This window comes from Pseudomonas sp. SF2, assembly GCF_036858055.1.
GTDB lineage: Bacteria > Pseudomonadota > Gammaproteobacteria > Pseudomonadales > Pseudomonadaceae > Aquipseudomonas.
Genome location: NZ_JAMBDI010000035.1, coordinates 19,852 through 33,111, shown reverse-complemented (window position 1 = coordinate 33,111; position 13,260 = coordinate 19,852). Strand labels below are relative to the sequence as shown.

The 13,260-nt window shown below is 64.9% G+C and carries 13 protein-coding genes; 7 read left to right on the top strand and 6 right to left on the bottom strand.

The window, feature by feature from the left end; all coding sequences use genetic code 11:
- Positions 1-318 precede the first annotated feature (318 nt).
- Both M2S36_RS20015 and M2S36_RS20010 read right to left on the bottom strand, forming a co-directional pair.
- The gene (locus M2S36_RS20015; protein WP_207838137.1) at positions 319-1,359 is read right to left on the bottom strand and encodes an LLM class flavin-dependent oxidoreductase; all 1,041 of its coding nucleotides are present in this window, start codon (positions 1,357-1,359) and stop codon (positions 319-321) included.
- 75 nt (positions 1,360-1,434) lie between these two features.
- A complete protein-coding gene (locus M2S36_RS20010; protein WP_333957720.1) occupies positions 1,435-1,920 on the bottom strand; it encodes a flavin reductase family protein in 486 nt (161 codons plus the stop codon).
- A 317-nt stretch (positions 1,921-2,237) separates the two neighbouring features.
- On the opposite strand from M2S36_RS20010, the gene M2S36_RS20005 reads away from it, so the two are divergent.
- Positions 2,238-3,644 carry a purine-cytosine permease family protein gene (locus M2S36_RS20005; protein ID WP_207838142.1) on the top strand — a complete coding sequence of 469 codons (1,407 nt, stop codon included), beginning with the start codon at positions 2,238-2,240 and terminating at the stop codon, positions 3,642-3,644.
- Between the two features lie 159 nt (positions 3,645-3,803).
- Here M2S36_RS20005 and M2S36_RS20000 read toward each other — a convergent pair whose 3' ends face one another.
- The gene (locus M2S36_RS20000; protein WP_207838145.1) at positions 3,804-5,006 is read right to left on the bottom strand and encodes an NAD(P)/FAD-dependent oxidoreductase; all 1,203 of its coding nucleotides are present in this window, start codon (positions 5,004-5,006) and stop codon (positions 3,804-3,806) included.
- 258 nt (positions 5,007-5,264) lie between these two features.
- Between M2S36_RS20000 and M2S36_RS19995 the strand changes: the two genes are divergently transcribed.
- The gene (locus M2S36_RS19995) at positions 5,265-5,804 is read left to right on the top strand and encodes an RrF2 family transcriptional regulator (protein WP_207838148.1); all 540 of its coding nucleotides are present in this window, start codon (positions 5,265-5,267) and stop codon (positions 5,802-5,804) included.
- A gap of 118 nt (positions 5,805-5,922) precedes the next feature.
- On the opposite strand, the gene M2S36_RS19990 is transcribed toward M2S36_RS19995, so the two are convergent.
- Positions 5,923-6,834 (bottom strand): AraC family transcriptional regulator, encoded by a 912-nt coding sequence (locus M2S36_RS19990; protein WP_207837829.1) that lies wholly within the window; start codon positions 6,832-6,834, stop codon positions 5,923-5,925.
- Positions 6,835-6,936: 102 nt separating this feature from the next.
- Here M2S36_RS19990 and M2S36_RS19985 point away from each other — a divergent pair, with 102 nt between their 5' ends.
- The 5 genes from M2S36_RS19985 to M2S36_RS19965 all read left to right on the top strand — a co-directional run bounded on the left by M2S36_RS19985 (position 6,937) and on the right by M2S36_RS19965 (position 11,426).
- On the top strand, positions 6,937-7,497 hold the full coding sequence (locus tag M2S36_RS19985; protein WP_046615469.1) for a carboxymuconolactone decarboxylase family protein: 561 nt from the start codon (positions 6,937-6,939) through the stop codon (positions 7,495-7,497).
- A gap of 99 nt (positions 7,498-7,596) precedes the next feature.
- Positions 7,597-8,661: an acyl-CoA dehydrogenase family protein gene (locus M2S36_RS19980; RefSeq protein ID WP_333957719.1), complete on the top strand. Its 1,065-nt coding sequence runs from the start codon at positions 7,597-7,599 to the stop codon at positions 8,659-8,661.
- Positions 8,658-9,479 carry an ABC transporter ATP-binding protein gene (locus M2S36_RS19975; RefSeq protein WP_207837823.1) on the top strand — a complete coding sequence of 274 codons (822 nt, stop codon included), beginning with the start codon at positions 8,658-8,660 and terminating at the stop codon, positions 9,477-9,479. The genes M2S36_RS19980 and M2S36_RS19975 overlap by 4 nt, the downstream gene beginning before the upstream one ends.
- Positions 9,466-10,671 (top strand): ABC transporter substrate-binding protein, encoded by a 1,206-nt coding sequence (locus M2S36_RS19970; RefSeq protein ID WP_207837821.1) that lies wholly within the window; start codon positions 9,466-9,468, stop codon positions 10,669-10,671. Before M2S36_RS19975 ends, M2S36_RS19970 begins: the two co-directional genes overlap by 14 nt.
- A complete protein-coding gene (locus M2S36_RS19965) occupies positions 10,671-11,426 on the top strand; it encodes an ABC transporter permease (protein ID WP_207837819.1) in 756 nt (251 codons plus the stop codon). Before M2S36_RS19970 ends, M2S36_RS19965 begins: the two co-directional genes overlap by 1 nt.
- Positions 11,427-11,537: 111 nt before the next feature.
- On the opposite strand, the gene M2S36_RS19960 is transcribed toward M2S36_RS19965, so the two are convergent.
- Positions 11,538-12,224, bottom strand: a complete 687-nt coding sequence (locus M2S36_RS19960) for a GNAT family N-acetyltransferase (RefSeq protein WP_063913653.1) — start codon at positions 12,222-12,224, stop codon at positions 11,538-11,540.
- Positions 12,225-12,303: 79 nt separating this feature from the next.
- Complete coding sequence (argC, locus tag M2S36_RS19955; protein WP_333957717.1) at positions 12,304-13,245, bottom strand: N-acetyl-gamma-glutamyl-phosphate reductase; 942 nt, start codon at positions 13,243-13,245, stop codon at positions 12,304-12,306.
- Between the last annotated feature and the right edge of the window lie 15 nt (positions 13,246-13,260).

The following is a 13,260-nucleotide window of genomic DNA, read 5'->3' as shown; positions in this document are numbered from 1 at the left end:
GCGCCTCCCGCGCGGCGCATCGCGAGCGAAGCTCGCTCCTACATTTGTTGCAACGTGTCGAACCTGTTACGCCATCGTTGCCTGCTTTGACGCATGGCTTGAGCCTTGCAAACAAGGCTGACAACCATGGCCTCACAGGCATGGTCACGTTGCAACAAATGTAGGAGCGAGCTTCGCTCGCGATGCGCCGCGCGGGCGGCGCTCGATCTCAACGACACCAAAAATCCGAAGGCGTACATCCCAAAAAAAGCCCGCTCACGCAGGCCTCAGAGGCCCACGGGAGCGGGCACGTCCCGCAATCTTTAAGGCAATGGGAATTCAGGCGAACGCCGGCACCACTTCCTTGATGAACAGCTCCAGCGATTTCTTCTTCTCGGCGTGGGGCAGGCTGTTGTCGCACCAGAAGCTGAACTCGTCGACGCCGAGCGCCTGGTAGTACTTGATACGCGCGATGATTTCTTCCGGGGTGCCGATCATGGTGTTCTTGCGGATGTTCTCCAGCTCGAACGCCGGCACTTCGGCGAACTTCGACTCCGGGCTTGGTTCGAGGAAGCCGTTGACCGGGGTGGTCTTGTTGCCGAACCAGGCATCGAAGGTGCGGTAGAAGCGCGAGATGGCCTGGGCGCCGACTTTCCAGCCTTCCGGCTCGGCCGGGCTGTGCACGTGGGTGTGGCGCAGCACCATCAGTTGCGGGCGCGGCACGCCCGGGTTGTTGTCCAGGGCGGCCTGGAACTTGTTCTTCAGGTCCAGCACTTCCTCGTCACCCTTCATCAACGGGGTGACCATGACGTTGCAGCCGTTGGCCACGGCGAAGTTGTGCGAGTCCGGGTCGCGGGCGGCGATCCACATCGGCGGTACGGCGTTGTAAGGTTTCGGCACGCTGGTGGAGGTGGGGAACTTGTACACTTCGCCGTCATGGGCGTAGTCGCCTTCCCACAGCTTGCGCACCACCGGCACCATTTCGCGCAGGGCCTTGCCGCCGTCGGTGGCCGGCATGCCACCTGCCATGCGGTCGAATTCGAACTGGTAAGCGCCACGGGCCAGGCCCACTTCCATGCGGCCCTTGCTGATCACGTCGAGCAAGGCGCATTCGCCGGCCACGCGGATCGGGTTCCAGAACGGCGCGATGATGGTGCCAGCGCCCAGGCGGATCTTGTCGGTGCGCGCAGCCAGGTAGGCCAGCAGCGGCATCGGGCTTGGCGAAATGGTGTATTCCATGGCGTGGTGTTCGCCAATCCACACGGTGCTGAAACCGCCGTTCTCGGCCATCAGGGTCAGTTCGGTCAGGTCTTCGAACAGCTGGCGGTGGCTGACCTGTTCATCCCAACGTTCCATGTGCACGAACAACGAAAATTTCATGGGGCTTTCCTCAACGCTTGAAAGGGGCTGGCGCCTGGCAGGGTTGGCACCAGCGGTCTCGATTCAGAACAGGCTTCAGGCAAAGGCCGGCAGGCTGGCCATCCTGCCGCGGCAGTACACCATCGGCCGTGGCGCCTCCTCAGGGACGATCAGGTTGTGCACCTTGCCGACCATGATGGCGTGGTCGCCACCTTCATATTCGCGCCACAATTCGCATTCGATGACAGCGGTGGCACCGGCCAGGATCGGGTTGCCCAGTTCGCTCAGGGACCACTCGATGCCGCTGGCCTTGTCCTTGCCCTTCCTGGCGAAGGCATAGGCCTCGGCCTGCTGTTCACCGGACAGCAGGTGAATGGCGAAGCGCTTCTGCTTGATCAGCACGGGGTAGGAGTCGGAGGTGTAGTTGGGGCAGAACAACACCAGCGGCGGCTCCATCGACAGGGAGGAGAAGGCGCTGGCGGTCAGGCCGACGACCGAGCCGTCGTCGTCCAGGGTGGTGATGACGGTAACGCCGGACGGGAAGGAGCCCAGGACGTGCTTGTAGACGGTTGCGTCGATCATCTGGTGTACCTCTGAAGGGCTGCGGTGGTCCGCGGTTTTTATCGTTGATGTGTCTGATGGTATACCGTAATACCTATTTTGCAAGCGGAATTTTCAAGCCCAGGGGTTACACGATGAACGGCTCAAAGCCACGTATACCGTGGGCTTGAGCGGCGATTCGGTTTGCCGTAGGGATTGCGCAAGCGGATCAGTTGGCGTTTTTTCCAGCGGATCAGTGTTGTCAAAAGTTTGGAATACCATAATATGGTCTGCAGCTGAGAGGCCGCCTAGATGCGGTTTCCTTACAAAGATAAAAACGACCTTTCGAGCTGAATCCTATGTCCCAACCGTCGTCGCAACACCAGTTTGTCGAGAATCACACGGTCGATTACGTTCCACCTGCCGAGCGCCACGGGAAGGCGCGCGACCTGTTCACCCTCTGGTTCAGTACCAACATCGCGCCACTGCCCATCGTCACCGGCGCCATGGTGGTCCAGGTGTTCCACCTGAACCTGCTGTGGGGCCTGGTCGCCATCGTGCTGGGCCATCTGGTCGGGGGCGTGGTCATCGCCCTTGCCTCTGCGCAGGGACCGCAGCTGGGGATTCCGCAGATGGTGCAAAGCCGTGGCCAGTTCGGCCGCTACGGCGCCTTGCTGATCGTGTTCTTCACCGCGCTGATCTATGTCGGCTTCTTCATTTCCAACATCGTCCTGGCAGGCAAGACCATCCATGGCATCACCCCGAGCGTGCCGATGCCGGGCGCGATCGTGATCGGTGCCCTGAGTGCCACCGCCATTGGCGTGATCGGCTACCGCTTCATCCACATCCTCAATCGCATCGGTACCTGGGTGATGGGGTCGGCGCTGCTGGCCGGCTTCATCATGATGTTCGCCCAGGAGCTGCCAGCCGACTTCTTCAGCCGTGGCGCGTTCAACCTGTCGGGCTTCATCGCCACCGTGTCGCTGGGTACCATCTGGCAGATCAGCTTCTCGCCGTACACCTCCGACTACTCGCGCTACCTGCCGCGTGAAGTGGGCATTGCCAAGCCGTTCTGGGCCACCTACTTCGGCGCGACCGTGGGCACCATCCTGTGCTTCAGCTTTGGTGCGGTGGCGGTGCTGTGCGTACCGGAAGGCACCGATGCGATGGATGCGGTCAAGCAGGCCACCGGCTGGCTGGGCCCGATCCTGATGGTGCTGTTCCTGCTCAACATCATCAGCCACAACGCCCTCAACCTGTATGGCGCGGTGCTGTCGATCGTCACCGCGATCCAGACCTTCGTCGCCGGGTGGACGCCGAGCATCAAGGTGCGGGTGGTGCTGGCTTCGGTGATTCTGGTGGGCTGCGGCATGGTGGCGCTGAATGCCTCGGCGGACTTCATCGGCCAGTTCATCGGCCTGATCCTGGCGCTGCTGCTGGTGCTGGTGCCGTGGGCGTCGATCAATCTGATCGATTTCTACCTGATCAAGAAAGGCCAGTACGACATCGCCTCGATCTTCAGTGCTGACGGCGGCATCTATGGCCGCTTCAACCACCACGCGATCATTGCCTATGCCTGCGGCATCCTGGTGCAGTTGCCGTTTGCCAATACGGCGCTGTATGTGGGGCCGTATGCCAATATCGTCGAAGGGGCCGACCTGTCGTGGCTGTTCGGCTTGCTGGTGACGGTGCCGCTGTATTACTGCCTGGCGACCCGGGGCACGGCTGCCGGGAAGGCGGGGCGGGTTGTGAGTGTCAGTGACTGATAGAAAACTGCTGCACTCATTGGGGCTGCTTTGCGGCCCTTCGCGGGCGCGCCCGCTCCCACAGGTAGCGCCTTGCCCTTGCAGGCGTCACGCATGCTGTGGGGGCGGGCGTGCCCGCGAAGGGCCACAAAGTGGCCCGGCAGTTCAGAGACCATTGCGTCAAGCGATGGCAATCGACGGGTCGGCAGCGGCCAGGGCCAGGGCGCGATCAGCTGCTGGCGGGTAGATCCACACAGAGTTGATCTGGCGCTTGAGGTCTTTGCCTTCCTGGCCATGCAGTTTCAGTTCGCGCTCCCAACCCTCGCTATACGCCGCGCCCCATTCGCCCAGATCCAGGCAGGTGACGTACTTGGGCTGGCGGTATACCAGCGGCTGCAGGCCGAGCAGGTCGGCCGCGGCGTTGTTGCCGCTGTGGCGGCCCATCGGGATGGCGTGCTGGCAGGTCATCAAGGCGTGGTTGCCCAGCTCGTCCACCGCGGCCCAGGCGGTGTCGCCGGTGGCGTACACATGGTCCTGGCCCAGCACCTTCAGGTGGCCGTCCACTTTCAACCGGCCGAAGTTGTCGCGTTCGCCGGAAACCTGTGCAGTCAGCGGGCTCGCCTTGACGCCAACGGTCCAGATCACGGTATTGCTGGCGATATGGTCGCCGTTGTCCAGGGTAACGCCACCGGCATCGACGGCCACTACCGAGGCGCCGATCTGCCACTCGACCCCGGCCTGTTCGCTGGCGGCGACGATCGATGGCGTGATACCTGCGCCCAGCGCCGCGCCAACCTGCGCACCGCGATCGACCACCACTACCCGCAGCGCCGCACTGGCACCAAGGATGGCCCGCAGACGGGCAGGCATTTCCGTAGCGGTTTCAATGCCCGTGAAGCCACCACCGCAGACCACCACGGTGTTGCGTGCAGGCGAAGCGGGCAGGGCGGCCAGGCCGACCAGGTGGCGCTCCAGGCGCATGGCCGACTCCATCTGGTCGACATCGAATGCATGTTCGGCCAGGCCAGGCACTGCCGGGCGTGCGACCTGGCTGCCGGCAGCGAGGATCAGGCGGTCGTAGGCGATCCGTTGCCGGAGCCCCTGGGCGTCGGTGTAGCTGACACTGCGCCCTTCGGTATCGATGTTGTCGGCGCTGCCCGGGATGAAGTGAATGCCCACGGCTTCGAACAGCTCGCCCAGCGGGGCCTTCATGCCGTGCACGTCGGCCTCGTAGAAGCGCGGGCGGATGCGCAGTTCTGGCTGTGGAGCGAGGACGCTGATGCTGACGTCGGCGCGCTGGGCCTGGTCGAGCAGGCGTGCGGCGCTGAGGGCGCTCCAGACACCGGCAAAGCCGGCACCGATGATGAGAATGTTCGATTTCATGAGGGTGCTCCGCAAGGTTCGAAGGGGGCTTCGAGGGCGAGTTGTGTGCCGCTCGAATAACTACGACTCTATTAGTCGTAGTTTGTGGGTGCAAGTCTTTTTTACACGAGGGTGACACTGCGCACCGCTGCTTCCTGGCCGGAATAGCCGTATTTGTTGGGTTGAATGGATTGAACAGGCCGACCGGCGGCAGCCGCGCGCTTTGCGGCCCAGGTACTACGGGCGTATCATTTGCGACAAGATTGGTCGGAGATAGATATGTCGCTCTACAGTGCTGGCGTCGAATACGGTATCCATTGCCTGCTGTTCCTGGTGGACGAGCGGGGCGACTCGCGCGAGTCCAGCGTGCGCGACCTGGCGGAGTTGCAGGGAGTGCCCCAGGAGTACCTGGCCAAGGTCTTCACCAAGCTGGCCCGTGCCGGGCTGGTGGCTGCCACCGAGGGCGTGCGCGGTGGCTTCCGGCTGGCGCGGCCGTCGGATGAAATCAGCGTGCTGGATATCGTCAATGCCATCGACGGGCCGAAGAAGATCTTCGACTGCCGCGAAGTTCGCGAACGCTGCAGCCTGTTCGAGGGTTCGCCACCGGGTTGGGCGACCGAGGGCACCTGCGCGATCCATGCGGTGATGCTGGGTGCGCAGAAGCGCATGGAAGAGGCCCTGGCGCAGCAGACCATCCTTGATCTGGCGCGGCGGTTCGGGCGCAAGGCGCCGGCCGAGTTCGGGCAGAAGGTCAATGCCTGGATGGGTGAGCGGCGGGAGGGTAAGGGGGCAGGGGATATTCCGGTCAGTCAGGTGTGAATCTGTTGCCTGCACCGGCCTCTTCGCGGGTAAACCCGCTCCCACAGGGGCATCACAATCTCTGAGACTTGTGGGGTACCTGTGGGAGCGGGTTTACCCGCGAAGAGGCCAGTCCAGGCTAACGCCCCTCATGCTGCCGCCGATACGCCCCCGGTTGTACCCCCACCGCCTTGGCAAACGCCCGGGTAAACGCCGCCACCGACTGGTACCCCACCTGCGCCCCCACCTGCTCCACGGTATGCCCCGCCTGTAGCAACTGGCTGGCATGGCGCATGCGCAACGCCAGCAGTACTTGCCCCGGCGACTGTCCGGCCAGTTCATTGAAACGCTTGAAAAACGCCGACCGCGACAACCCGGTGCAGGCCGCCATGCTTTCCAGCGTCCACGCTTGCCCCGGTTGCTCTATCAACTGCTCCAGCAGCCCGGCAAACGCCGGTTGCCGGGCGAGGGCGACCAGCCCGCCCAGCGATTGCCCGGCATGCACCTGCTGGCGCAGCACATACAGGAACAACAAGTGCGTCAGCCGCTCCAGCAACCCCTGCGATGGCCCGGCGGCGCGCCGGCATTCCTCCAGAATCAGCTCGAACAACGCCCGCGCCGCATGCCCGGCCGGTTCATTGGCGCGCAGCAATATCCAGTCGGCCAGGCCGTCGACGATCAGCGCCGACAAGCCCGGCTTGAAGTGGAAGAAACCACACACCAGCCCCACGCCATCGACCGCCTCGGTGTCCATGGCCTGCATGCGCTGGCGCGGCTGGGCGCAGGCACTGGCCGGGTCCTGGTCACTGGCCAGGCGATAGCCGAGGTCGCGCAGCAGGAACACCGCATCGCCGGCCTCCAGCCGCAGTGCCTCGGGCTGGCCGTCGATGTGCAACCAGCAATGCCCCTGCACCACCAGGTGGAAGCTGGCCCGGCCCATGCCCTGGGTGCTGGCGTGCCAGCCGCCGCAGTAGCGGCCTACATGGAACAGGCTGGCATCGAGCTCCAGGCCTTCTAATAACCAATCGACAAGGTGGCTGGACGAAATCATCTAATGCAAAGACTCAAGAGCAAGGAAAGGCGACTGATGAATATGGAGGGTAGTTCTTATAACCAACAGACTGTAGTGACACCCATCAAAGGAGACCACTCCATGTCCTCTCGCATTACTTTACACACGCTGCAGAGCGCCCCGGAAGCGGCCCGTCCGTTCCTCGAGAACGCGCAGAAGAACTCCGGCTTCATCCCCAACCTGCTGGGCGTGCTGGCCAATGCCCCGGCGGCACTGGAAACCTACGTGACCGTTTCGGCACTCAACGGCAAATCCGAACTGAGCCTGGCCGAGCGTGAAGTGGTGCAACTGATTGCCGCCACCCAGCATGGCTGCGACTTCTGCGTGGCCGGCCACACGGCCGTGGCCCTGAACAAGGCCAAGCTGCCGCAGGAGGTGGTCGATGCCCTGCGTGCCCGTGGCGAGCTGCCCGATGCCCGTTATGAAACCCTGGCCGCGTTCGCCCGCGAAGTGATCGCCACCCGTGGCAATGTCAGCGAGGCCACATACCAGGCCTTCCGAGCGGCCGGCTTCAGTGAAGGTAACGCGCTGGAGGTGATTCTGGGCGTGAGCCTCGCAACCCTGTGCAACTTTGCTAATGTGTTCGCCCAGACGCCGCTCAATGACGAGCTGGGCAAGTACCGCTGGCAGCCATCTGCATAGACCCTGTTTGCTAGCGGCCATGATGCGGTCGTTGCAGGAGCGGCCTTGTGCCGCGAACGGGCCGCAAAGCGGCCCCGGCGTCCCAAAAGGAGCAAGACCATGCAAGATTGTGCATTTCGACACTGGCTGGATGCCAATGCCGAGGCCATTGATCGGGGCCAGTGCGAGCCTCAGCTGGTGCTGGCGCAGATCGCCGAATCGCAGCTGCTGCGCGTCGGTGTCGACCCGGCCCTGGGGGGCACGGGCGGGCAGGTGACCGACGCGGTCGAGGCCATCGCCGCGATCGCCAGCCGCTCGCTGGCAGCGGCGTTCGTCTGCTGGGGCCAGCGCGCCTTCATCGAATACCTGTTGCACAGCCCCAACCAGCCTCTGCGCGAGCGCCTGCTGCCGCGCCTGCTGACTGGCGAACTGGCCGGCGCCACCGGGCTGTCCAACGCCATGAAGTTCCTGTCCGGCATCGAAGCCCTGCAGGTGCGCGGCCGCCCGGCAGAGGATGGCTGGCACCTGGAAGGTCGCCTGCACTGGGTGACCAACCTGCGCAAAAGCGGCTTCGTGGTGGCTGCGGCCATCGAAGACGAAGGCGGTGGCGCCCCGTTCGTGCTGGCCATTCCGTCCGACGCACAAGGCCTGGAGCGCTCCGACGACCTGCAACTGATGGGTCTGCAGTCGAGCAATACCGCGGCACTGGCCTTCCACCAGGTGCAATTGCAGCGTGGCTGGTTACTGCACGAAAATGCCCGCGAGTTCCTGCCCCGGGTACGCCCGGCGTTCCTGGCGCTGCAATGCGGCATGGCCATTGGCCTGGCGCGGCGGGCGCTGGCGGAAGTGCAGGCACACCTGCATGGCCGTGCCTCGTTCCTCGACGAAGCACGCCTGGTACTCAGCGAGCGCCTGGAAAACACCGTGAGCGAGCTCAAGCAGGGCCTGCTCGATGGCCGCTTCCAGCAGCAGCCGGCTGCCTTGTTCAAGCTGCGCATCACCCTGGCCGAAAGCGCTGCCGACGCCGTGCAGCTGGAGTTGCAGGCCAGTGGTGGCAAAGCTTACCTCAGCGAGTACGGTGAAGGCTTTGCCCGCCGCTGGCGCGAGTCGGCTTTCGTGCCGATCGTCACGCCCAGCCTGGTGCAATTGCGCGCCGAACTGCAACGCCAGGCGGGCGCGGCATGAGCCCAGTGTTGCTCGAAGCCCGCGACATCAGCCTGGGCTACCCGCGCGAGGGTGGCTGGCAGGCGGTGCTGGCGCAGTTCGACCTGCAGCTGGCACCGGGCGAAGTGGTGACCATCCTTGGCCCCAGCGGGGTTGGCAAGTCCAGCCTGCTGCGGGTGCTGGCCGGCCTGCAACAGCCCCGCAGTGGCAGCGTGACCCTGCACGGCCAGCCGCTGCAGGGCCCGCACCCACGCCTGGCGGTGGCCTTCCAGGACCCGAGCCTGTTGCCCTGGTTGAGCCTGGAGAAGAACGTCGCCTTCGGCCTGGACTTCGCCCGCCAGCCCAAACTGGCCGCTGCCGAACGGCGCGCCCGCATCGACCACGCGATTGCCGCTGTCGGCCTGGCCCATGCCCGCGGCCAGTACCCGGCGCAGTTGTCCGGGGGCATGGCCCAGCGCACTGCGCTGGCCCGCTGCCTGGCCCGCCAGCCCGAAGTGCTGCTGCTCGACGAGCCGTTCGGCGCGCTCGATGAAGTGACCCGGGCCGACATGCAGCAACTGCTGCTGCAACTGATCGCCACCCATAACACGGCGGCGGTGCTGATCACTCACGATATCGACGAAGCCCTGCTGCTGTCCGACCGGGTCCTGCTACTGGGCAACCACCCAGCGCACACCCTCGGCCAGTGGCACATCGACCTGCCGCAACCACGGACGCAGCGGGTCGAGGAACTGGGCGCCTTGCGCATCGAAATCCTCAAAACCCTTCGGCGGGCAAGCCGCACAGTCGAACCCACCCCAACCCCGTTGCCCTCGGAGGCTGTCCATGTGCATGGATGACTGCTGTTCCTCTTCTTCGCGTCGCGATTTCCTCAAGCTTGGCGCCATGCTCACGGCCGCCGGTGCGCTGCCGTTGCTGTCGAGCCTGCAGGCCCGGGCCGCCACCGAGCCGGACGCGCCGGTGCGTATCGGCTACCTGCCGATCACCGACGCCACGCCGCTGCTGGTGGCGCACAACAACGGCCTGTTCGAGGCCGAAGGCATCAAGGCCGAGCGCCCGGTGCTGCTGCGCAGCTGGGCGCAGGTGATCGAGGCGTTCATCTCCGGCCAGGTCAATGTCATTCACCTGCTGTCGCCAATGACCGTGTGGGCCCGCTACGGCAGCAAGGTGCCGGCCAAGGTGGTGGCCTGGAACCATGTGGGCGGTTCCGGCCTTACCGTGGCCCCGGACATCAGCGACATGAAACAGCTGGGCGGCAAGACCGTGGCCATCCCGTTCTGGTATTCCATCCATAACGTGGTGCTGCAGCAGATGCTCAACGACAACGGCCTGACCCCGGTGTCGAAGCCGGCCAATGCGCCACTGGCCGGCAACGAAGTCAACCTGCTGGTGTTGCCGCCATCCGACATGCCGCCGGCGCTGGCCAGCAAGCGCATCGCTGGCTATATCGTTGCCGAGCCATTCAACGCCCTGGCCGAGAACCTCAAGGTCGGCCGCGTGCAGCGCTTTACCGGCGATGTGTGGCGCAACCACGCCTGCTGCGTGGTGTTCATGCACGAGCACGACCTGAACAACCGCCCGGAGTGGTCGCAGAAGGTGGTCAACGCCATCGTCAAGGCCCAGCACTGGACCCGCGACCACCGCGCCGAGGCCGCCGCGTTGTTGTCCAAGGCCGGCCCCAACAAGTACACCCCGCATGAGCCCGCAGTGCTGAGCAAAGTGCTGGCCCCGGCTGCCGAGGACCGTGCCGGTTATATTGCCAGTGGCGCCATTCGCCACCAGCAGTGGGACGAAAAACGCATCGATTTCCAGCCTTACCCGTTCCCCAGCTACACGGAAGAACTGGTCAAGCGCCTGAAAACCACCCTGATCGAGGGTGACCACGCGTTCCTGGCCGGCCTGGACCCGGCGCAGACCGCCCGCGACCTGGTCGACGACCGCTTCGTGCGCAACGCCATCGCTACCGTTGGCGGGCCGTCGGTGTTCGGCATTGCCGACAACTTCGAGCGTAGCGAGGAGTTCGCGGTCTGATGCGCACGCATGTCGTTCATGCCGGCCTGGGTCTGGCCGGGTTGCTGGGGTTGTTGCTGTTGTGGTGGGCCGGTGTTGCGCTGTTCGGCCAGGCCGATGGCCTGTCGGCGCGCTTTTCGCCGGCGGCGACCCTGGCCAGCCTGGTCGAGTTGCTGGGGCAGGGCGAGGTTTACGGGCATATCTGGGTCAGCCTCAAGCGCATCCTGGTCGGGCTGCTGCTGGCGCTGCTGATTGGTGTGCCGCTGGGCTTGCTGGTGGGCAGCTACCGGCACCTGGAGGCGGCGACCACGCCGGCGTTCCAGTTCCTGCGCATGATCTCGCCGCTGTCGTGGATGCCGGTGGTGGTGATGCTGATGGGCGTGGGGGACCAGCCTATCTACTTCCTGCTGGCGTTTGCCGCGTTGTGGCCGATCTTGCTGAACACGGCGGCCGGGGTAAGGCAGCTGGACCCGCGCTGGTTGCAGTTGAGCCGCAGTTTGAGTGCGACGCGCCGGGAGACCTTGTGCAAGGTGATCGTGCCCGGTGTGATCGGCCATGTGCTGACCGGCGTGCGCCTGGCCATCGGCATTCTGTGGATCGTGCTGGTGCCGTGCGAAATGCTCGGGGTGAGTGCCGGGCTGGGGTACTTCATTCTCGATACCCGCGACCGGTTGGCGTATTCCGAGCTGATGGCGATGGTGCTGCTGATCGGGGTGCTGGGGTTTGTGCTCGATGCCTTTGCGCGTGGATTGCATCGGCGTTGGGTGCATGGCTGAAGGGCCAGAGGGGCTTCTTCGCGGGCTTGCCCGCCCCCACAGGTATCCTGCCGCCCTTTGGCCTTGTGATACCCCTGTGGGAACGGGCGAGCCCGCGAACAGGCCCTCGGATCAATGTACGGTCTTGCGCTGCCGTACACACTCCTGCGCCTGAGCGGTCAGTTCGTCCAGCCGCTCATCCCGCATCTGCTCCGCTTCGATCATCGCATCCTCACCTTGCTGGTTGAGCAGGTAGGTATGGATCTGCATCACTTCCGCCGTCTGGTAGATCGGCGCAATATCCAGCCGTCCGATCAGCGCGCCACTAGCCTGCCCGGTACTGCTCATCAGCACCTGCGGCCCATTGGCGGCCACCACTTGCATGCCCATCGCCTCGAACCACGGTACCTGGCTGGCAAAGGCATTCAACTCGACGCAGGCATGGCGTGCCTGCAGGTCGCCCAGCAGCGCACGGGCGATACCCTGGCGGCGATGGCTGGCGCGTACGGCCAGGAACGCCAGGGCGCACGCCTGTTCATCGTCCTCGGCCGGCAGCGACAGGGCAAAGCCCAGCAATTGGTCCGGCGCGTCGGCATCCAGCGCCAGGGTCAGTGCCACGGCCAGGCCGCGGGTGCCGTCCAGCGCTTGCAGGTACTGGTGCACTTCCATGCCGACGCCGTACTGGTACAGCGGGTACAGCGGGTTGTCGGCGCTGATGGCGACACTGCTCAGTTCGCCGACGTGGTGGATCACCAGCTCGCGGATCTGGTTCTGGAAAGATTCAGGCGGCACGCTGTCGAGGCGGCTCAGGATGAACATCGGGGGGCAGGCTCCGGCGGGTAGATAGACAGCCCGCGCCGTGCGGGCGCGGGCTGTACAGTCTAACCGGTTTTGCCGATCAGCCTTGTACCTGTAATGCACCGAGCATCAGGTCGAGGTTTTGCACCGCCGCGCCGGAGGCACCTTTGCCGAGGTTGTCGAACACTGCGGTCAGCAGCACCTGGCCGTGCTCCGGGTTGGCGTAAAGCGCCAGGCGCAGGTCGTTGCTGTCGTTCAACGCCTCGGGGTCGAGGTTCGGTGCTGCGCCGTGCTGGTGCAGGGGCATCAGCTGGACGTGGCGGGCACCCTGGTAATGCTGCTCCAGGCAGGCCTGCAGCTGCTCGGCACTGACCTGGCCGGGCAGCAGGCGCAACTGCAGCGGGATGCTCAGCACAATGCCCTGGCGGTAGGCACCGTAGCCGGGCATGAACATCGGCCGCGCCGACAGCCCGGCGTGCTGCTGGATTTCCGGCACGTGCTTGTGCGCCAGTTCCAGGCCGTACAGTTGCAGGGCCGGGGTTTTGCCAGCGGTGGGCTGCTCATGCCGTTCGACTGCGGCGCGGCCACCACCGGAATAGCCGGAGATGGCGTGGATGTTCAGCGGGTAATCCGCTGGCAGCAGGCCAGCCTTGACCAGTGGGCGCAGCAGGGCGATGGCGCCGGTGGGGTAGCAGCCGGGGTTGCTGACGCGCTTGCTGTGCGCGATGCGTTCGGTTTGCTGCTCGTCGAGCTCCGGCAGGCCATAGACCCAGCCTGGGGTGGTGCGGTGCGCGGAGCTTGCGTCGATCACCCGCACCTGCGGGTTGTGGATCGTCGTCACGGCCTCGCGGGCGGCCTCGTCGGGCAGGCACAGCAGGGCGATGTCGGCGCTGTTGATCGCCTCGCGGCGGCGTTGCGGGTCTTTGCGCTCGGCTTCGGCCAGGGTCAGCAGGCGCAGATCGCTGCGGCCTTGCAAGCGGGCATGGATCTGCAGGCCGGTGGTGCCTTGGTCGCCGTCGATGAAGACAACAGGGGTGTGCATGGTCAAAGTCCGGTC

Excerpts from the sequence above, each read along its gene's own strand:
- M2S36_RS20015 (WP_207838137.1), bottom strand. The coding sequence starts at position 1,359 with ATGAAATTTTCGTTGTTCGTGCACATGGAACGTTGGGATGAACAGGTC.
- M2S36_RS20010 (WP_333957720.1), bottom strand. The coding sequence starts at position 1,920 with ATGATCGACGCAACCGTCTACAAGCACGTCCTGGGCTCCTTCCCGTCC.
- M2S36_RS20005 (WP_207838142.1), top strand. The coding sequence starts at position 2,238 with ATGTCCCAACCGTCGTCGCAACACCAGTTTGTCGAGAATCACACGGTC.
- M2S36_RS20000 (WP_207838145.1), bottom strand. The coding sequence starts at position 5,006 with ATGAAATCGAACATTCTCATCATCGGTGCCGGCTTTGCCGGTGTCTGG.
- M2S36_RS19995 (WP_207838148.1), top strand. The coding sequence starts at position 5,265 with ATGTCGCTCTACAGTGCTGGCGTCGAATACGGTATCCATTGCCTGCTG.
- M2S36_RS19990 (WP_207837829.1), bottom strand. The coding sequence starts at position 6,834 with ATGATTTCGTCCAGCCACCTTGTCGATTGGTTATTAGAAGGCCTGGAG.
- M2S36_RS19985 (WP_046615469.1), top strand. The coding sequence starts at position 6,937 with ATGTCCTCTCGCATTACTTTACACACGCTGCAGAGCGCCCCGGAAGCG.
- M2S36_RS19980 (WP_333957719.1), top strand. The coding sequence starts at position 7,597 with ATGCAAGATTGTGCATTTCGACACTGGCTGGATGCCAATGCCGAGGCC.
- M2S36_RS19975 (WP_207837823.1), top strand. The coding sequence starts at position 8,658 with ATGAGCCCAGTGTTGCTCGAAGCCCGCGACATCAGCCTGGGCTACCCG.
- M2S36_RS19970 (WP_207837821.1), top strand. The coding sequence starts at position 9,466 with ATGTGCATGGATGACTGCTGTTCCTCTTCTTCGCGTCGCGATTTCCTC.
- M2S36_RS19965 (WP_207837819.1), top strand. The coding sequence starts at position 10,671 with ATGCGCACGCATGTCGTTCATGCCGGCCTGGGTCTGGCCGGGTTGCTG.
- M2S36_RS19960 (WP_063913653.1), bottom strand. The coding sequence starts at position 12,224 with ATGTTCATCCTGAGCCGCCTCGACAGCGTGCCGCCTGAATCTTTCCAG.
- argC (WP_333957717.1), bottom strand. The coding sequence starts at position 13,245 with ATGCACACCCCTGTTGTCTTCATCGACGGCGACCAAGGCACCACCGGC.